Source organism: Pseudomonas zanjanensis (assembly GCF_014268745.2).
GTDB classification, from domain to species: domain Bacteria; phylum Pseudomonadota; class Gammaproteobacteria; order Pseudomonadales; family Pseudomonadaceae; genus Aquipseudomonas; species Aquipseudomonas zanjanensis.
Genome location: NZ_JABWRB020000003.1, coordinates 27,915 through 45,756, shown reverse-complemented (window position 1 = coordinate 45,756; position 17,842 = coordinate 27,915). Strand labels below are relative to the sequence as shown.

The window sequence follows — 17,842 nt, the reverse complement described above, 5'->3', positions numbered from 1 at the left end:
CTTCCTGTTTCGCAATAAATGGAAAACCCGAGGCCGAAGGCTTCGGGTTCCAGATGCTAGAGGGCGCCAAAACAGGAAAGGCGGTAACTATGTATAGCGTCATCATGAAACGACGCTAAAGGGTCACTGACCGGATTTGATACGGGTCCAGGCCCGCGTACGTGCGCGTTCGGCGTCCCTCGGCAACGGTTGCAACGTGTACAGCGAGGCCATGGCCGCTTCGGTCGGGTACAGGTTGGGGTTGCCGCGAATCGCCGGGTCGACCAGGTCGGTCGCGTCCTTGTTCGGGTTCGGATAACCGACAAAATCACTCACCGGCGCGATTACCTGGGGTTGCAGCAAATAGTTGATGAAGGTGTAGGCGTCGTCCGGGTTCTTCGCCCCTTTGGGGATGGCGAGCATGTCGAACCAGATCGGCGCGCCTTCCTTGGGCAGGCGCATGTCCACGGTCACGCCGTTCTTGGCTTCCTTGGCGCGGTTGGCGGCTTGGGAGAAGCTGCCGGAATAGCCGACGGCCACGCAGATGTCGCCGTTGGCGATATCCGCCATGTACTTGGACGAATGGAAGTACGTGATGTAAGGCCGGATCTTCAGCAGCAGCGCTTCGGCCTTGGCATAGTCCGCCGGTTTCTTGCTGTTGGGGTCCAGGCCCAGGTGCTGCAAGGCCAGGGGCAGTATTTCCGACGGCGAATCAAGCAAGGCCACGCCGCATTGCTTGAGCTTGCTGATGTTCTCTTCCTTGAAGATCAGGTCCCAACTGTCCACTGGCGCGTTGGCGCCCAGGGCGGCCTTGACCTTGTCCGGGTTGAAGCCGATCAGGATGGTGCCGTACATGTAGGGCACGGCGAACTTGTTGCCCGGGTCGTTGGCTTCGATCAGCTTCATCAGCTTGGGGTCGAGGTGGTTCCAGTTCGGCAGCTTGCTGCGGTCCAGGGGCTGGAACACCCCGGCTTCGATCTGCTTGGCCAGGAACACGTTGGACGGCACCACCACGTCATAGCCTGAGTTGCCCGTCAGCAGCTTGGCCTCAAGGGCCTCGTTGGTGTCGAAGATGTCATAGACCAGCTTGATCTGGCTGTTCTGCGCCTTGAAATCCTCCAGGGCCTTGGGCGTGATGTAGTCGAACCAGTTGTAGACGCGCAAGGTGCGCTCCTCGGCCTGGACAGCGCCGCAAAGCAGCGCGGCGCACACGGCTGGAGCCATTAAACGCTTGAGTCTGTTCATGCTGTTGTTCCTCATGGGGCGCTTTGGAAACCTTCAAGAACGTTCACGGCATTGATGCCGATTTCTGCCACCGCGTAGCCGCCTTCCATCACGAACAGCGTCGGCTTGCCGAGCGCCGCGATGCGCTTGCCCATCGCCAGGTAGTCCGGGCTGTCGAGCTTGAATTGCGAAATGGGGTCGTCCTTGAACGTGTCCACGCCCAGGGACACGACGATGACATCGGCGTCGTAGCCCCGGATTTGCCCACAGGCCTGCTCCAGCGCCGCGCTCCAGGTGTCCCAGCCTGAACCGGCTGGCAAAGGGTAGTTGAAATTGAAACCCTCACCTTCGCCCTCGCCAAGCTCGTCGGCATAACCCAGGAAAAACGGAAACTCCGCCTCCGGATGGCCGTGGATCGACGCGAACAACACGTCGCTGCGCTCATAGAAAATCGATTGGGTGCCGTTGCCGTGGTGGTAATCCACATCCAGGATCGCGACCTTCTTATGGCCCTGGTCGAGAAAGGCCTGGGCGGCGATGGCCGCGTTGTTGAGGTAGCAATAACCGCCCATCAAATCGCCAGCAGCGTGGTGCCCCGGCGGGCGGCATAACGCAAAGGCACTGCGCGCACCACGCTGGATGTCCGCCTGGGCGGTGAGGGCCACTTGCGCGGCGCTGTAGGCCGCCTGCCAAGTGCCGGCGGTGATCGGCGCGCCCGCGTCGAAACTGTAATAACCCAGTTGACCGTGCAGGCTGGTGGGGATGACCGTGCGAAAGGTCCGCGCCGGCCAAGTGAAGGGCAACAAATCGCCGTCGCGGTTGTACTTGGCCCAGCGGTCCCAGGCGCCTTTGAAAAACTCCAGGTACGCCGCACTGTGGATACGCTGGATCGGCCCCAAGCCAAAATCCTGCGGCGCCTCCACCGGCCCCAGCCCCTGCGTCTTGACCCGCTCCAACACATGATCGGCCCGGGACGGCATCTCGAAGCAAGGCATCAACTGCCCGTCCATCAACTCGCAGCGGCCGTGGTGCAGGTGGTGATCGTCTGAGTAGATCGTCAGCATTTTGTTGTTCTCCGCAAGGCTGGTCGGTGTGAACACAGTCTTGCGGTGTGCGGGGTTTTGGAGAACGGCAGGAGAGGCCAAAAGGGGATCGAAATGGCCAAAAGGTTTGACCGTAAATCGCCCCTTGTTGGCGCGGGTGTGCGCTGGTTCGGGGCGTTGGGGACCAAGGCTATCTGAGGCCATATAATGATGGGGTAGCGAAGAAGTGCTGAAGCGAGCCTTCCAGCTTGAAAGCCAGCTTCGTTTTTTGTTGCCAGTTGCTAAATAAAAAAGCGGCCGATGGGCCGCCTAATGCTTACTTTGTGGGGGTTACGCGCTGGCAGATAGCTTGACCAAGCGCGAGCCTGCGAGTGCACCATCAGGCTCATCGGAGGACCCACGACGGATGCGGTCGAGTATCCGCAAATCCATTGAGCTTGTGACACGAGCTTTGCGCAAGCCGCGTACGTACAAGCAGTCAAAGTTGTCCTGCCCTTTATGTTTGCCGGCCTTCCCGCGTTGGGTTGCTTTCAATTTGCTCATTTTTCGATCACCTCTGGAATGATGCTATTACTCATCAAGAGTCAACACAAGGGCACCGTTTACCATCTGAAATTCATTTTCGACGTATATAGGGACTGCGCCGGGTAACGGGCTATCTATTTCAATGAGTTCCGCACCAATGATCTTGCAGTACTGAGTAACGGCAAGCACGCAAAGCTGGATGACTCTTCTCTTCAACGGGTGTGAACCACTCTCCCGCTTGGGATGGCCTTCCAGTAGCTTGATCCGTACAACGGTGCGTTTGCCGCTGGGTGTGGCGAAGCATAGACCGCACAGTAGATTCCCGTACCACAGCGCAAGGTCGAGATGTCGGGCATCGCTTTTGATGACCTCTGGAGAGTCATGCCAGGGGAAACCATGGTCTGATTCCCATAGATTAAATTGTTCGAGCGCATCAGCATCGATGTTGCCGAAGCGCACCAGTGCAAAATCAACACCAGACGCTCGTTCAGGATCTGCTGGTTCTTGTGCTAGCAACGTCAATAGCTCGTTGGAAGCTGTGCGGGCCGCACAGGCATAAGCCCGCCATTCCTCATATTTGCGCCGTATAACTTTCCCCACTTCCAAATCCTTGATATCAACTTTTTTCGCACCCCCTCTAGAAGAATGTGATGCTTAAAGTGTTCAGCAATTACTGACGAATTGGCCGCCAAGCCGTTCGCTGATGTCAGCGACGAGGAGACGATAGGGGTTGAGTGTATGGCCCACAAGTCGGCGGGTTCCGGTGTAGTTGTAGGCAAAGGCGCAAGGCAGCGTGGCTTGGCGGAAGGGCTGAGCAACCCGTCAGACGCGCCTTACAACCCGTGGCGAGGGAGTCTTGCTCCCGCTGGGCGTGAAGCGGCCCTAAAATCTTGCGGTCGCTGCGCCGCCGAGCGGGAGCAAGCTCCCTCGCCACGGGTTTGTGGTGTTGCGGCTAGCGAGGGTCGACGTTATCCAGCGCACGGCTGGCCAGCAATGAACTCATCTCGATCAGTTGCTGGATGCCGAGGGCGATGTGGCGGCGGGGGCCTTCCAGGTCGAAGGCGAGGTTGCTGATCATCGCGTCGGCGGATGCCAGGTTTTCGCTGAGGTTGGCGAGCAGGCATTCGTTGTCGGCGTTTTTTGACACGGTGAAGAGCTGGTCCGGTTTGGATGCATCTTCGGACTTTTCCGGTTTCGGTTGCAGGTAGTAATCCAAGGCGCGCCTTTCTGCTTCGTCTTGTTTTTTCGTTTTGGATTTGGTGGACGTAGAGCTGCGATCTGCTTCGGGGGGATTCGGTGTTGGCTTGAACATGTGCTGATACTCCATGGTTAAGCCGCAACCTCTTCCCTACTAAAAGAAGGGTGGCGGCTGTACGCAGGTTAGTAGACCGGGGAGATCAGCATTGCCGGCGCGCCGAAGCGCCCTGCGCACAGCCACCATCAAGGACAGGTAGGAACCTGCTTGGACGGAGAGCTCATGCATCCTACTGACACAACCCCGGGCTACTAAACCCGACCACTGATGGGCAGTGGCAGGGAAACGATAGAACCCTTGGGCAAGGCGCACAAGCGGGCGGATTCTGGCGTAGTTGTAGGCAATGGCGCAAGGATTCGTAGCTGGGTGGAAGCGTTGCGGCGGGAGAATAAACAAGCCTTGGTAATGCCCAGGAATCGGGGCGAGGGAGCTTGCTCTTGCTCGGTGGCGCAGCGGTTTTTCTGTAGGAATGTGCCCGCCTTTTTGGGGCTGCTGCGCAGCCCAGCGGGAGCAAGCTCCCTCGCCACAGGTTGGGCGTCGTTGACCAACCCGAGGTGATCACAGAATGAGCACCCACCGCCAATCCCCTGTGGGAGCGAGCCTGCTCGCGATGGCGCCAGCACATGCACACCCGATCTGAAGGCACGCACGGCCTGTGGCGAGGGAGCTTGCTCCCGCTCGGCGGCGCAGTCGTCGTATTGGCCGCCATACCGATCAGATGATGAAATCGAGATCCAGCGTATACGGTTCGCCAATGGCATACCCGTGACCACCACGGATCAATTCCCCGTCGTCATCCATGGCCGGCGCCATCGCCAACTTCTCGGCCACCCTGTTCTCCGGATGCGCCTGCCAGCGAGCCAGGTTTTGTGCCAATTGCTCAGGTTGTTCCGACAAACTCCCATAGACATCTTTTTCACTGACCGACGCGGTGCGCAGCGTCGCCAGGCGCGCACGGGTGTTGTGCATCTTGTCGACCTCGCGGATGAGCGCAATGTTGACGGCGCTTTCGCTACGCCCATTGGGCGCGCCCCTTCCCGCCAGGTAACGCTCTTCATCACGCAGCTGTTGGGTAATCCGCGTCAGTGCATTGTCGATCCATTCATATTCGCGTTTTGTCGCCAGCGTGCTTCCGCGGATTTGCGCTTCCTGCCAGCGCCGCAGGGTCGCCCAGCAAGCGGGAATGTAGCTGGGGACCATGAAGTGATCACCGGTCTGGATGAGTTGGGCCAGCAATGCCGGGCGGTTCGGCAAGCCATGTTTATGCTTGAGGGCCACCTCGCAGGCGGGGTGTTGGGTGATGGTGTCGCACTGGGGCATCCACAGGATTGAAGACCGCTCCCTGCGATCGAACTCCACCGGCAGGAAGTGCCGCAAAATGCCGTGGTGCTCGTAGCGCTCGCCCGTCAGGTTAGTGATGCCCGCCACGAACACGGAAAGGCCGACCGGTACGTTGGCGAATGCAAGGGCCAACCCTGTGCCATAAACATCGCTCTTGGTATTCATCCAACTGCCGGGGACGCTGGGTATCGGGTCGTTGTGGTTGACCATTCGGTAATGCACCAAGGCTTCGGCGTTTTTTGTGAAAGTGGCGTCGGCGGCGCGAGGGGCGCCGTAGGTGTAAAGCTGGAGGGTGTAGCCTTCTGGTCTGCGCCGCAGCATTTCTGAAAGGAGTAACGCCACCGCGCCGCCCAGGCTGTGGCCGCATATCAGCAGTTTTTGGCCGGCGTAGAACCTGTCCAGATAGCTCGTCACGAAGGCCGCAGTTTTCTTGGCGGCACCATAGAACCCTTGATGCACCTGGCCGACACCTTCTTCAAACGGCACTTGGAGCGCATCGGCGTCGCGCAGGAAGTCGGCGGTTTGCTGGGTGCCACGTACTGCTATCAGGATCAGTTCGTCGTTGTGGGTGATGTAGGCCTGGGTGTCGGTGCTTTCTTGCTTGTCGGTGTCATCGAGAAAATGGACTTTGGCGGGATGTTCCTGATGTGCACCCAATTCCGGATCGTTGACCGCGTAGAGGGCTGGGTCGAACGGCACGATCTCCAGGCGTTTGGAGTAGGGCACGTCTTCATAAAGCGGGTAATAGGGCTTTGTCTGTTCCGGATAGAACTCCCCGAGTTCTTCGAACTTGGCCAATGCATCCGCGAACCAATTGCCCACGCTTGGTTGCTTGGTGAAGCTCAGCGGCGTTGTTATCGGAGCCTTGTCAGGTGTTTGCCCGAAGGGGCAGTAGGTCAAGGTCGACATGAGCGCCAGTTGATACAAGTTGAGCGCGCAGAATTCAGGGGCGGTGGACAGCATGGGGCGCAAGGCGCGCAACGGGCGAACTTCCAGCACCGTGTGTTTTTGCGGCATCAGCGCTACGCCGAGCTTGCCATGTTCACCCATCAGCCGTGCCGGCCCCGAAGGGGCTGGGTAATGGCGGTACACCTCGGGGGGCAAGTGCGCGACATGCTTGACCAAGTGCCGTACTTCCACTTGGAAGTAATCGTCTGCACAGGCTTGTGCGGGATTTTCCCGGGTGCGTGTGGCGTTTGGGTTCAGGTAGCGGGTTTGCTCGGCGCGGACTTGTAGTTCGGTGATTTGGAGAGGGTAGTGAGTTCTACGTTGAAGCTCGATATAAAACTTTTCCTGCCCTTGATACGGTTGTTCAAAGGCAAGGGCAAGCGGCCCTGCGTAGTGGTTGATGACCTTGCCGATGCCCATGGCATCCAGGTTGCCTGAGTATTGTTGTCCTTCCGAATCGGTCGCCATATAGGCCAGTCCCGCATAGGGCTCGCCAGAACCAAACTCATCGACGAGCTGAAAACTGGTCCATCTACCCCCGACAGGACAGGCCAAATTGCGACTGCTTAGCCTCGACTCCAATTCCTTTTGAAACGATGTCATACGCGATCTCCTTATTCCGTACAACCGGGGTAAATAGTGCATTTGCGCCCATCGGGCATCTGAAAACCGCTGAAGTCTTTGTAATTACCGAAACAAAATGCGTATGGATCTTCGAAGTTATCGCCCATGCAGCGTTTCCAGCCGTTGGGTACCTTCACCCAGGTATCACCCATGTAGGGCCTCTCTTCGCGGGCCAACTTGATCTTCATCCTCACGGTTTTACCCGGTAGCTGATCAAGGGTGTACGCCGAGAAAGGACGTCCACGCCCAAGCTCGCCTTGTGGGTTGGTTTTTTTGCAGTCGAGGATTTTTCTTAGAATGCGGGGCTTGCCTGAGGTGCGGAACAACCATTGGCATTGGCCGTAAAAAGTACTTTCACCCGCTTCGCTGAACGTGCCTTTGTATTGCGCTTCCAGCTCATCGCGAATCACGACGTTGGCTGAGTCTTGACTGATATCGCTCCAGTCCTCGCCATAGGCGGAGTTGATTTCGAGCTCAATGCGGCTGATCACCAGCGGGCAACCCATACGGGTTCGGCGAATAACGATTTCGGAATCGGGTTTGTATGCCTTACGCCACTCCCTGTTGAATACCGGCGCTTTGTTATACCGGGTCTCGACGGTGCAGGTTTCGCTTGGGGCGGGCACGTAGTACACCGCTGCCTGGTAGGCAAAGTCACGCGGTAAATCTGCCGTAAAAGTAAACGTGTTCGGCTGTGTGTTGGCACAACCTGCCGCCATCGCCAGGCCGCTCAAACTTGCAATGCACAAAGCCTGTTTCATGCCGGCGTATCTCCCTGCCAAAACGCTGCCATCAGGCGCACCCGTTCAAAATGCTCGTCGGGGCTTTCAGCTGAACGTACTTGCCAATACGGCGCCAGCGCCTGGGCGGGTGCTTGCAGGCGCTGGGTCAATAAAAACTCCAACTGCTCGGACGCCTGCCAATGCCAGGCCTCGGCCTGATCGAGCGTGACACGCAACCACGCCTCCGGATCCTGTTGCTCGGCCAGTGCGGCGAAGGCCTGGACATGCTCGGCCAACAGGAAGCGACGGGCATTGACGAGCCGAACCTGCATCGCTTGCTGCGGGGTAACGGGCACCTGCAGCCAAAGAGGCGAATCAGGCACCGGATAGGTTCCTGGCGCCGGGTTATGCGTGCTTGACCAGTGATTGCCCTGCCAATAGCAGACACTGATCGCTGGTCCGAGGTAGGCCGGATAGTCTTCAACGGACAGGTACTTGAGCGCCCGGGACAGTACACGGTTGTCATGGAAGCGGTACAACGCCTGATGGGGGCGTTCTCCGATGACCAGCCGTTCCCGCCAGTGCTCCACCAGTGTAGGCAGCTCCCCTTTGGGAAGGCTGGCAAACCATCCCCAGTGGCTGTCCGGTCGGTCGAGCAATTCATTGATGTGTTCGTCGCCGGGCCTATCGAAGGTGAAGACAAAGGGGCCGGCGTCAGCGAGGTCAGCAACCAGCGTTTGGCCGTACACGCTCAAGTGTTGGTCAGGACGACTGTTCTTGAGCAATGTCTGGCGCGTGGGGTGCTCATGTTCTGAGTCCAGGACGAGGCACAGGGCGTGGCCGAGGCGTTGCTGTTCGATCAACCATTGATGGGGGAGTGAGCGAGTCATGCGGCGGCGACTTCCATTAGGCAGAGACCCTCGCGGCAGGCCTCGCAGATCGGACAAAAGTCCAATCCCGCTGCTTTGCTGGCTGTTATCAGCGCGCGTTGAGTGGGAGCGAATACTGGGGCTGGGGCCGCCAAGGGATCGGTCAAACCGGGTCTGAATGATGAGGCAGTGGCGCCGGCCATGGGGGCGCCGCCGAGTTGGATTTCACTGCTGCTGTAGATACCACTGTGATCGATCACGATGTGCTGGCCCCCGGCTTTCAAACTGAGGGTTGCGCCTGCTTCAAGGACCACATGAGCGCCTGCCTTGATATGAATTTGCTGCCCGGCCTCGACGGCCAGTGTCTGATCGACATGGGTGTGGCGGTTGGCGACGCGCAGGTAGTCATTGCCTTCGACCTGGACCGTGCGGTCGGCGGCCGTGGTCCGATGCTCTTCGGCGTGCAGGACAGTGATGCTGTTGCCCTTGATGGTTTCCCGTCGCTCGTTGCCAATCTCCAATCGGCTGTCGTTTTCGATTTTTTGTTCCATGTCACGCTGAGCTCGCACATAGATCAGTTCCTGGCCTGCGCGATCTTCCAGATGCAGCTCGTTGAAGCCCTTGCCGTCCGGTGAGCTGCGAGAGCGAAACACAGTACGGGTCTTGTGCGCAGGCAACGGGTAGGGCGAGGCATTGGCGCTATTGGTCAGGCATCCGATGATCAACGGCTTGTCGGGATCGCCTTCCATGAAGGCCACCAATACCTCCATGCCAACCCGCGGGATCGTGGTGCCCCCGTAGCTGTTACCCGCCCAGTTGGAGGCCACTCGCAACCAACAACTGCTGCCGTCATCGACGTGTCCCGCACGATCCCAAAAGAACCTGACCTTGACCCGGCCATACCGGTCGCAGTGGATATCTTCGCCCTGGGGGCCGGTGACGATTGCGGTCTGACTGCCGGATATACGTGGCTTCTTATAGACCCGCTGCGAACGGAAGATCGCGTCCCAAGGCGTGGCAACGAAGCGATTGCGATAGCCCTGATTGAAGCGGTCTTCAGCCTCGCCAGCGTTACTGGGAGTGATTTCCTCCAGCACTTGCGGCTGTTTGCCTTCGTGATGCACTTCGGTCAGGAGCCATAGATCATTCCACTCCTGGCGAGGGTGCTCACTCAATGTCAGGAAGTGCCCCGTCCTCAATGCTGGCTGATCACTCTTTCCTTCGGCCTGGCGGTAGTCGACGCGATGGCGTTCCAGGGCTCTCTGGCTCAATAATCTGCCGCGTTTTTGCTGGGTAAAGTCGCCCGGATAGTCATAGGCTTCCAGGTCTGGTTGAACGTTTTCGACGCCGGGCTGACAGCTGCCCTCCAACAGGAATGTCGCCTTCTCGAAATCGTAATCACGGCGCGTGACGCGGCTGGTCCGGGTCTCCAGTCGCAGGCCAAATCGATGGATGACCGGCTCGTCGTCAACCATGCCGCTGCCGTGTTTATAAACAGTACGCTGCTCAAGCCGAGGGAATACGCTCTGGTTATCACCAAATACCAGGTGATGGTCCGATTCACTGTACTGGAAGTGATAATGCAGGCCTTCTTCGTGACACAGGCGCTCGATGAAGTGCAAGTCGGATTCGTGATACTGCACACAGTAGTCACGAGGCAAATAACTCGCACTTAACTGGAAGCGATGGGCATCGGTGAGAATGCCGTGTTCCTTGAGAATCAACGTGATGATGTGCGGCACACTGGCCTGTTGGAAAATTCGCTGATTGATGCGGTGCTCCAAGTAAGCCAGGCGTGGCGCTAATCTTATTGTGTAATAAGTCAGCTTTTTACCTGAATCGCCTTGCGCAGCACGATAAATCACCCCGTGAACACCGCTTCCCTGTTTATCAAATGCTAAAAAGGCCTGTTTGTTTAATAAATGTTCCAGGTTTATATCCCTTCGTTCGCTGACAAGTTCAATGTCGAATGAATAGGGGGTGCTGATGGCTTCCGAACCTTCGAAGGCCAGGACTTGGAAGTCGTGCGTGAGGTCACGGATCGTGAGGCGGAAGTTGGACAGATCAAAGGTGGGTAACATGGCGAACGTCCTTGGGTTGTGGCTTTAGCTCCTGATTCCATTGAAGCAGACTTGACGGATGATCGCGTAGGCACCGGTAAAAAAGGAAAGGGATGTAGGAATCTTCTTCATGGATCAAAGAGATTGCGACAGAAATAATTTGAAGCGGTTTGTCATTTTTTGAAAGGTAAATTCCAATATCTCCAATACTGGCTCGACGTGGGAAGTTTCACTTGGGCTCCATTTGGTTTTGTTTCTTTAAAAAAAGGAAAGCTCCTACTTTTTTATTCTGGAAACCTTGGCATTCTTCGCGGCGTTCGGCAGGTAAGAGAGCGGTGAGCGTTTGGGGCGAGGCGGCTGGATTGTATTTGGCGAAATCTCCTACAAACGAAGCTGAATATTTACCTTGAATAACCATGCCGTCCAAATAACCCAGGCCACACACCGAACTTTCAGGGGGGTAAATGTCGTATTCCGAAAATCTGTCCGTCCATTATTTGATGCTCGCCAAGACTCCCGTTTCCAAGGACAGTTTTGCGGGTGCGGACGTGCGTTTTTCAAATGAATACGAAGTCTTGGAAAGCGAGGTGGGCAAAGCCCGGTCGATGCACGCAAGTGGTCAGGTCGACTGGTTGAAGGTCCTTGAGGGAAGCGAAGTGCTGTTGCGGACCCAGTCGAAGGATCTACGTGTGGTGGCTTGGCTGGTTTGGGCGCTGTATCAGCGAGAGTCGTTCCAAGGGCTGCTAGCGGGTCTCGGTCTTTTGCAGCACTTATGCAAGCACCATTGGCTGGACATCCACCCGCTCAAGAATCGAACCCGTGCCGCCAGCATCAATTGGCTGTTGCCTCGCCTGGAACAAGCGTTTGGCGATGACATTGCGATCAAAGAGCAGTTGCCGATGTTCCGCCATCTCGCGGAACAAATGGAGAGCCTCGACGCTGCTTGCACCGCCCAATTGGGTGACGACGCACCTCTGCTGCTGCCGCTGTGTCGGCGCCTCGACAGTATGATCCAGCGAGCCACCGGAAACCGGCCGCAGCCTGGCGCCATTGGAACGGTTGTGGCTCAGGTAAAGCAGGTTGCCACCCAGCTGCTCGCATCCGGCACTCCTATCGAAAACGAAAAAGAAGCCCACAAAGCGCTGCGCGCCCAGCAGGAGGGTGCGCGTCCGTTATGCGCCTGGTGGCTCAAACAAAAAGCGACTGACGCTCGTGCCCTGCGCCTGAATCGCACCATGCTCTGGCTGGCCATCGATGTATTGCCCGAGCGCAATGCCGAGCAGGTCACCCAGCTGCGCGGCCTGCCAGCGGACAAACTCAAGGTTTACCAAGATCGTTTCCAGCAGGGTGATTACGCAGACCTGCTTGTGGAGATCGAGGCGAGCCTGGCGACGGCACCGTTCTGGTTCGATGGCCAGAGGCTGGCCTGGGAATGCCTGCAAGGGTTGAACGCCGAGTTGGCCATGCGGGAACTGGAAGTCCATTTTGCGTTATTCATCCAGCGCCTGCCGGGCATTATCGAATTGCGCTGGCATGACGGTACGCCGTTCGCCGATCCGGCCACCCGGGGTTGGATCGCTGCCCAAGTCAAGCCTCACCTGCAGAGCCCCGGCGCGGCACCCACGGCCGATGTCCCCGACAACCTTGCGCCTTGGGAAGGGGCGCTGGAGGAAGCCGAGGCGATCCTGCGCAACGACGGTCTCAAACCCGCCGTTAAGTTGCTCAGGCAAGGCATGCAAAGCGCCAATGGAGCGCGCGAGCGATTTCTTTGGCACTTCGCGTTGGCTCGTGTGTGCTTTTCGGCCAGGAAATACGAACTCGCCAAGGTCCAGTTGGAGGCCCTCGATCAGACGCTACGAAACGCAGGCCTGAATGCCTGGGAGCCGCTCTTGGAGCTGCAGGTGCTGCACCTGTTGCATAGCTGCTGCGAGTTGTTGCCACAAAACCACTCTGTACGTGAATGCAAGGAAGAGACCCATCGCAGGTTATGTCACCTCGATCTGGAACGGGTCATTGAATAGGCCTCCGGGTCCCAAATTGAAAGAAGGAGAAAATCATGGCCAAAGAAGGCTCGGTCGCCCCTAAGGAACGTATCAACGTTACCTTCAAGCCTGCCACCGGCGGTGCTCAGGAAGACATTGAACTGCCGTTGAAACTGTTGGCGATCGGTGATTACACCCACCGCTTGGATGAACGCAAGGTCGAGGATCGCAAGCCGATCGGCATCGACAAAATGACCTTCGACGAAGTGTTGGCCAAGCAAGAGCTGAGCCTGACCCTGAGCGTACCGAATCGTCTCCAGGCAGAGAGCGGCGTTGAGGAGCTGCCTATACAGCTGCGCTTGAACTCGATGAAAGACTTCAATCCGGCGAGCCTGGTCGAGCAAGTACCGGAACTCAGCAAGCTGATGGCGCTGCGCGAGGCGCTGGTGGCACTCAAAGGGCCGTTGGGCAACACGCCGGCATTTCGTAAAGCCATCGAAGGCGTACTCGCCAATGACGACTCCCGCCGCCGAGTACTGGATGAGCTGGGCCTGGACACCACAGCGAAGAGCGCTTGATTTCTTTCAGCCAAGGAAGCCGAAACATGAGTACCCATGCAGTACAGCAGCAGAGCCAGGACAACGCGGACTACAGCATTCTTGAAAGCATCATCGCCCAGACGCGTCTGACTCCGGACGATGAAGCCTATGACATTGCCAGGCGCGGTGTGTCTGCGTTCATCGAAGAGCTGCTCAAGCCGCAAAACAGCGGCGAGCCGGTCAAGAAGGCCATGGTTGACCGAATGATCGCCGAGATCGACGCCAAGCTCAGTCGCCAGGTGGACGAAATCCTCCACCACCCGCAATTCCAGGCGTTGGAATCGGCGTGGCGCGGTTTGCAGTTGCTGGTGGACCGCACCGACTTTCGCGAAAACATCAAGATAGAAATGCTCAATGTGTCCAAGGACGATTTGCTGGACGACTTCGAGGATTCGCCTGAGGTCATGCAGTCGGGCCTGTACAAGCATATCTACACCGCTGAGTACGGCCAGTTCGGTGGGCAACCGGTGGGCGCGGTCATCGCCAACTACTTCATGTCCCCAAGCTCGCCGGACGTGAAATTGATGCAGTACGTGTCCAGTGTCGCCTGCATGTCCCATGCGCCATTCATTGCTGCGGCCGGTCCGAAATTCTTTGGCCTGGAGAGTTTCACGGGACTGCCGGACCTCAAGGACCTGAAAGATCATTTCGAAGGCCCGCAATTCGCCAAGTGGCAGAGCTTTCGTCAATCGGAAGACGCTCGTTATTTCGGCCTGACCGTCCCGCGCTTCCTATTGCGCAACCCATACGATCCGCAAGAGAACCCGGCCAAGTCGTTCGTCTACAAGGAAACCGTTGCCAACAGCCACGAGCACTACCTGTGGGGCAACACGGCGTACGCGTTCGGCACGAGGCTGACCGACAGCTTCGCTAAATTCCGCTGGTGCCCGAATATCGTCGGCCCACAAAGTGGTGGCGCGGTCGAAGACCTGCCATTGCACCACTTCGAAAGCATGGGCGAAATCGAAACCAAGATCCCGACCGAAGTACTGGTGTCCGATCGCCGCGAATACGAATTGGCCGAGGAGGGCTTCATCTCCCTGACCATGCGCAAAGGCAGTGACAATGCCGCGTTCTTCTCCGCCAGCTCCGTGCAGAAATCAAAGTTCTTCGGTAACAGCGCCGAGGACAAGCATGCAGAGCTGAACTACAAGCTCGGCACCCAGTTGCCTTACATGATGATCGTCAATCGCCTGGCTCATTATTTGAAAGTTCTGCAGCGCGAGCAATTGGGGTCCTGGAAAGAACGCACGGACCTGGAGCGTGAGCTCAATAACTGGATCCGCCAGTACGTGGCCGACCAGGAGAACCCAAGTGCCGAAGTCCGTGGCCGTCGTCCGCTGCGTGCCGCGAAGATTGTGGTCAGTGACGTGGAAGGTGAACCGGGCTGGTACCGCGTCGGCCTCAACGTAAGGCCGCACTTTAAGTACATGGGCGCCGATTTCACGCTGTCACTGGTCGGCAAACTGGACAAGGCGTAAGCACCCATGACTTACGGCAGTCTTTTCGAACGACTGGCTGATGATTCTGAAAAGCGCAGGGGTTTGAGCCGCGAGGTTTGCGTTGTCACATCCGTTGCTGCGCATCTGGCCAAGATGCTCAGTACGCGGGCAGGTAGCGTGCAGACACTCGCGGATTATGGACTGCCGGACCTCAATGACATGCGCTTTAGCCTGCACGACGTGGGGAGCCAAGCCCGCAGGGCAATCGAGACCTTCATCAAGGCCTACGAACCACGTTTGCGCGATGTCTGTGTCGTTTTAATGCCGAGCAACGCCGATCAACTTCGCCTGTCCTTGCGCATCGACGCGTTACTGGATGTGGACGGGGTCAGGCGACAGGTCAGCTTTTCCGCGCGCCTGGACGGCAGCGGTCAGGTCAAGGTCAGACAAGGATAGCCACTGATGTCGTTCAATCATTACTACCAGAGCGAACTGACGGCGCTCCGCCAGTTGGGTCGATGTTTCGCCGAGCGCAACCCGGCATTGGCGCCCTTTCTCGGGCAGGCCGGACGGGACCCGGATGTAGAGCGGCTACTGGAGGGGTTTGCATTCCTGACCGGACGGCTGCGCCAGAAGCTAGACGACCAGTTGCCGGAGCTGAGTCATTCGCTGATGCAACTGTTGTGGCCGAACTACATGCGGCCATTGCCGGCCTTCGGCATTTTGCAGTTCGATCCGCTGCAGCGATCTGGGCCCGCGTTTCGGGTCGAGCGCGATACGCCGGTCGAAAGCAAGCCGGTCCAGAAGGTGAGTTGTCGTTTCCTTACCTGTTACCCCACCGACGTCCTCGCGCTTGATCTGACCCAGCTGAGTTATTCGGTAAAAGGGGAGGGGTCGCTGTTGAGCTTGCATCTTCAGATGCGTTGCGACGGTCATTTGGGCGAGCTACAACTGAGCCGCTTACGCCTGCATTTGACTGGCGAACGCTACATCAGCCAGATGCTTTATCTAAGCCTGCTGCGTAATCTTGAAGGTATCGAGCTGATCCCGTTGGACGGCACCGGCGCGGCCCTACGGACGGCAGATGGCAGCCCGACGACGTTCAGGCTCCCCGCTGACCGTGTACAGCCGGTCGGGTTTGCCGAGGAGGAAGCGCTGGTCCCGTACCCGCTGAATACCTTTCGTGGCTATCGCTACCTGCAAGAATATTTCGCTTTCCAGGACAAGTTCCTGTTCGTCGACATCAATGGCCTGGACGTGATCAACACCTTGCCGCATGGCAACATCGAGCAGATGCGAGGCCTGGAGCTGCGCTTCGATATTGGCAAAAGTAGTATCCAGCGAATGCGCCCGACGCTGGATAACATAAAGCTGTACTGCACGCCGATCGTCAATCTGTTCAAGCATGACGCCCACCCGATCCGCCTGGACAGCAAACAAGATGAGTACCTGCTGTTGCCGGCTGAGTACGACCAGGAGCACTGCGGTGTGTTTTCGGTCGAAAGCGTCACTGGCTGGAGTCCCGGAGGCCTGGGTTATCAGGCCTATGTGCCGTTCGAATCCTTCGAGCACGATTCAAGCTTCGATGTGCCCCACAGCCGCCCCTATTACAGCGTTCGCCAGCGGTCTTCCTTGATGCACGACGGTCTGGACACCTGCCTGGGCTTTGGTGTCCGGCACGCTCACCCTCATGAAACCCTGTCGATCGAATTGATGTGCACCAACCGGAACCTGCCGCGCCAGCTCAAGCCCGGGGACATCGATCAACCCAGCGAAAAAAGCCCCGAGGGGCTGAGTTTCCGCAACATCGGTCCGGTCACGCCAAGTTTCGCGCCGCCACTCAACCGCGACTTCCTCTGGAAGTTGATCAGCAATATGTCACTCAACTATCTGTCCCTGGCCGACGTCAATGCGCTCAAGGTGATTCTCGAAACCTACGATTTTCCGCGTTACCACGACGAACAGGCAGAGAAAGTCAGCAAGCGTTTGCTCAATGGACTCAAGTCAATCCGGCACCAGGCTGTCGACCGCTTGCACCGGGGCTTGCCAGTGCGCGGCCTGCGCACTGAACTGACCATCGACCCGCTGGGTTACATCGGCGAGGGCGACCTGTTCGTCTTCGCTTCGGTCCTCAACGAGTTTTTCGCGTTGTATGCCAGCCTCAATTCGTACCACGAGTTGCGGGTGAACAGCACACAAGGAGAGGTGTACCAATGGACACCCCGCATGGGCCAACAGCCGCTTCTATAAACGTGCTGACGCAAGGGATACGCGAGTACTCGTTATTCCAGGCCGTGTTGCTGGTCATTGATCGGCTGCGCGAGGCTCATCCTGGTTTGGACGATGAAGCGCTGTATGACCGATTGGAGTTTCAGGCCAACCCAAGCCTGGGATTCCCGTCCAGCGACATTGATCGTGTGGAGTTTTTTGAAGAGCACGGCCAGGTGCGGGCGCGTCTGCGCTTGAACCTGATCAGCTTGGTGGGTGCGGGTTCGCCGTTGCCGGCGTTCTACGGTGAGCAGGCAGTAGGAGAGGAAAACGGCAATCCAACACGCGACTTTCTGGACGTCTTTCACCATCGTCTCCAACGGCTGATGCTGCCGATCTGGCGCAAGTATCGTTACTGCGCAAGTTTTCAGAGCGGCGCCCGAGATCCGTTTTCCGAACAGTTGTACGCACTGATCGGTTTAGGGGGCGAAGAGATTCGCAAGGCCAGCCAACTGAACTGGAAACGTCTGCTGCCGTACCTGGGCTTGCTGAGCCTGCGTGCCCATTCAGCGGCGCTGATCGAGGCCGTACTGCGTTATTACTTCAAGCACGCCGAACTGAACCTCGAACAGTGCGTCGAGCGGCATGTGGACATCCTTGACGAACAGCTTAATCGCCTGGGGAGCGCCAACAGCCTGCTCGGTCAGGACCTGGTGTTCGGCGAGCGAGTGCGCGACCGCAGCGGCAAGTTTCGGATCCATATCAGCGAGCTGGACTGGCAGCGCTTCCACGAATTCCTGCCCATTGGAAACGGTTACCAGCCGCTGTGTTCGCTGGTGCAATTCACCCTGCGTGATCCCCTCGAATATGACATTCGCCTGGTCCTGCGCCAGCAGGCAATTCGTGAGCTGTGTATCGGTGAACAGAACACTTGCCGCCTGGGATGGACCAGTTGGCTGGGGCATGAGCGCGCTGATGGCGTGGTGACCCTTGGCAGTAAAATTCATTAGGAATGGATGAC

General features: G+C 57.8%; 15 protein-coding genes. 6 read left to right on the top strand and 9 right to left on the bottom strand.

From position 1 onward, the window contains the following. Positions 1 to 123 precede the first annotated feature (123 nt). The 9 genes from HU715_RS20030 to HU715_RS19990 form a co-directional block, all read right to left on the bottom strand. On the bottom strand, positions 124 to 1,224 hold the full coding sequence (locus tag HU715_RS20030; RefSeq protein WP_186709601.1) for a polyamine ABC transporter substrate-binding protein: 1,101 nt from the start codon (positions 1,222 to 1,224) through the stop codon (positions 124 to 126). 11 nt (positions 1,225 to 1,235) lie between these two features. Continuing rightward, complete coding sequence (locus HU715_RS20025; RefSeq protein WP_186709600.1) at positions 1,236 to 2,267, bottom strand: histone deacetylase family protein; 1,032 nt, start codon at positions 2,265 to 2,267, stop codon at positions 1,236 to 1,238. Positions 2,268 to 2,816: 549 nt separating this feature from the next. Then, positions 2,817 to 3,371: a hypothetical protein gene (locus HU715_RS20020; RefSeq protein ID WP_018611688.1), complete on the bottom strand. Its 555-nt coding sequence runs from the start codon at positions 3,369 to 3,371 to the stop codon at positions 2,817 to 2,819. A gap of 352 nt (positions 3,372 to 3,723) precedes the next feature. Further along, positions 3,724 to 4,083 (bottom strand): DUF6124 family protein, encoded by a 360-nt coding sequence (locus HU715_RS20015; protein WP_186709599.1) that lies wholly within the window; start codon positions 4,081 to 4,083, stop codon positions 3,724 to 3,726. Positions 4,084 to 4,740: 657 nt separating this feature from the next. Continuing rightward, positions 4,741 to 6,918, bottom strand: coding sequence for a lipase family protein (locus HU715_RS20010; protein ID WP_186709597.1), 2,178 nt, complete (start codon positions 6,916 to 6,918; stop codon positions 4,741 to 4,743). A gap of 11 nt (positions 6,919 to 6,929) precedes the next feature. Further along, positions 6,930 to 7,700 carry a hypothetical protein gene (locus HU715_RS20005; RefSeq protein WP_186709595.1) on the bottom strand — a complete coding sequence of 257 codons (771 nt, stop codon included), beginning with the start codon at positions 7,698 to 7,700 and terminating at the stop codon, positions 6,930 to 6,932. Next, positions 7,697 to 8,551, bottom strand: coding sequence for a DUF4123 domain-containing protein (locus HU715_RS20000; RefSeq protein ID WP_186709593.1), 855 nt, complete (start codon positions 8,549 to 8,551; stop codon positions 7,697 to 7,699). Before HU715_RS20000 ends, HU715_RS20005 begins: the two co-directional genes overlap by 4 nt. After that, positions 8,548 to 10,611: a type VI secretion system Vgr family protein gene (locus tag HU715_RS19995; protein WP_186709591.1), complete on the bottom strand. Its 2,064-nt coding sequence runs from the start codon at positions 10,609 to 10,611 to the stop codon at positions 8,548 to 8,550. The genes HU715_RS20000 and HU715_RS19995 overlap by 4 nt, the downstream gene beginning before the upstream one ends. Positions 10,612 to 10,819: 208 nt before the next feature. Continuing rightward, positions 10,820 to 11,008: a hypothetical protein gene (locus HU715_RS19990; RefSeq protein ID WP_186709589.1), complete on the bottom strand. Its 189-nt coding sequence runs from the start codon at positions 11,006 to 11,008 to the stop codon at positions 10,820 to 10,822. A gap of 46 nt (positions 11,009 to 11,054) precedes the next feature. Between HU715_RS19990 and tssA the strand changes: the two genes are divergently transcribed. The 6 genes from tssA to tssG are packed head-to-tail and all read left to right on the top strand — an operon-like array spanning position 11,055 to position 17,831. Next, the gene (gene tssA, locus HU715_RS19985) at positions 11,055 to 12,611 is read left to right on the top strand and encodes a type VI secretion system protein TssA (protein WP_186709587.1); all 1,557 of its coding nucleotides are present in this window, start codon (positions 11,055 to 11,057) and stop codon (positions 12,609 to 12,611) included. 35 nt (positions 12,612 to 12,646) lie between these two features. Next, complete coding sequence (tssB, locus tag HU715_RS19980; protein ID WP_186709579.1) at positions 12,647 to 13,150, top strand: type VI secretion system contractile sheath small subunit; 504 nt, start codon at positions 12,647 to 12,649, stop codon at positions 13,148 to 13,150. 26 nt (positions 13,151 to 13,176) lie between these two features. Continuing rightward, positions 13,177 to 14,652 carry a type VI secretion system contractile sheath large subunit gene (gene tssC, locus HU715_RS19975; protein ID WP_186709576.1) on the top strand — a complete coding sequence of 492 codons (1,476 nt, stop codon included), beginning with the start codon at positions 13,177 to 13,179 and terminating at the stop codon, positions 14,650 to 14,652. A 6-nt stretch (positions 14,653 to 14,658) separates the two neighbouring features. Continuing rightward, positions 14,659 to 15,069, top strand: a complete 411-nt coding sequence (gene tssE, locus HU715_RS19970; protein WP_186709569.1) for a type VI secretion system baseplate subunit TssE — start codon at positions 14,659 to 14,661, stop codon at positions 15,067 to 15,069. A 6-nt stretch (positions 15,070 to 15,075) separates the two neighbouring features. Next, complete coding sequence (tssF, locus tag HU715_RS19965) at positions 15,076 to 16,863, top strand: type VI secretion system baseplate subunit TssF (RefSeq protein WP_186709564.1); 1,788 nt, start codon at positions 15,076 to 15,078, stop codon at positions 16,861 to 16,863. After that, the gene (tssG, locus tag HU715_RS19960) at positions 16,827 to 17,831 is read left to right on the top strand and encodes a type VI secretion system baseplate subunit TssG (RefSeq protein ID WP_186709555.1); all 1,005 of its coding nucleotides are present in this window, start codon (positions 16,827 to 16,829) and stop codon (positions 17,829 to 17,831) included. The genes tssF and tssG overlap by 37 nt, the downstream gene beginning before the upstream one ends. Positions 17,832 to 17,842: the final 11 nt, after the last annotated feature.

Excerpts from the sequence above, each read along its gene's own strand:
- tssC (WP_186709576.1), top strand. The coding sequence starts at position 13,177 with ATGAGTACCCATGCAGTACAGCAGCAGAGCCAGGACAACGCGGACTAC.
- HU715_RS19990 (WP_186709589.1), bottom strand. The coding sequence starts at position 11,008 with ATGGTTATTCAAGGTAAATATTCAGCTTCGTTTGTAGGAGATTTCGCC.
- HU715_RS20005 (WP_186709595.1), bottom strand. The coding sequence starts at position 7,700 with ATGAAACAGGCTTTGTGCATTGCAAGTTTGAGCGGCCTGGCGATGGCG.
- HU715_RS20000 (WP_186709593.1), bottom strand. The coding sequence starts at position 8,551 with ATGACTCGCTCACTCCCCCATCAATGGTTGATCGAACAGCAACGCCTC.
- HU715_RS20010 (WP_186709597.1), bottom strand. The coding sequence starts at position 6,918 with ATGACATCGTTTCAAAAGGAATTGGAGTCGAGGCTAAGCAGTCGCAAT.
- tssB (WP_186709579.1), top strand. The coding sequence starts at position 12,647 with ATGGCCAAAGAAGGCTCGGTCGCCCCTAAGGAACGTATCAACGTTACC.
- HU715_RS20030 (WP_186709601.1), bottom strand. The coding sequence starts at position 1,224 with ATGAACAGACTCAAGCGTTTAATGGCTCCAGCCGTGTGCGCCGCGCTG.
- HU715_RS19995 (WP_186709591.1), bottom strand. The coding sequence starts at position 10,611 with ATGTTACCCACCTTTGATCTGTCCAACTTCCGCCTCACGATCCGTGAC.
- tssE (WP_186709569.1), top strand. The coding sequence starts at position 14,659 with ATGACTTACGGCAGTCTTTTCGAACGACTGGCTGATGATTCTGAAAAG.
- HU715_RS20025 (WP_186709600.1), bottom strand. The coding sequence starts at position 2,267 with ATGCTGACGATCTACTCAGACGATCACCACCTGCACCACGGCCGCTGC.
- HU715_RS20015 (WP_186709599.1), bottom strand. The coding sequence starts at position 4,083 with ATGTTCAAGCCAACACCGAATCCCCCCGAAGCAGATCGCAGCTCTACG.
- tssA (WP_186709587.1), top strand. The coding sequence starts at position 11,055 with ATGTCGTATTCCGAAAATCTGTCCGTCCATTATTTGATGCTCGCCAAG.
- tssG (WP_186709555.1), top strand. The coding sequence starts at position 16,827 with ATGGACACCCCGCATGGGCCAACAGCCGCTTCTATAAACGTGCTGACG.
- tssF (WP_186709564.1), top strand. The coding sequence starts at position 15,076 with ATGTCGTTCAATCATTACTACCAGAGCGAACTGACGGCGCTCCGCCAG.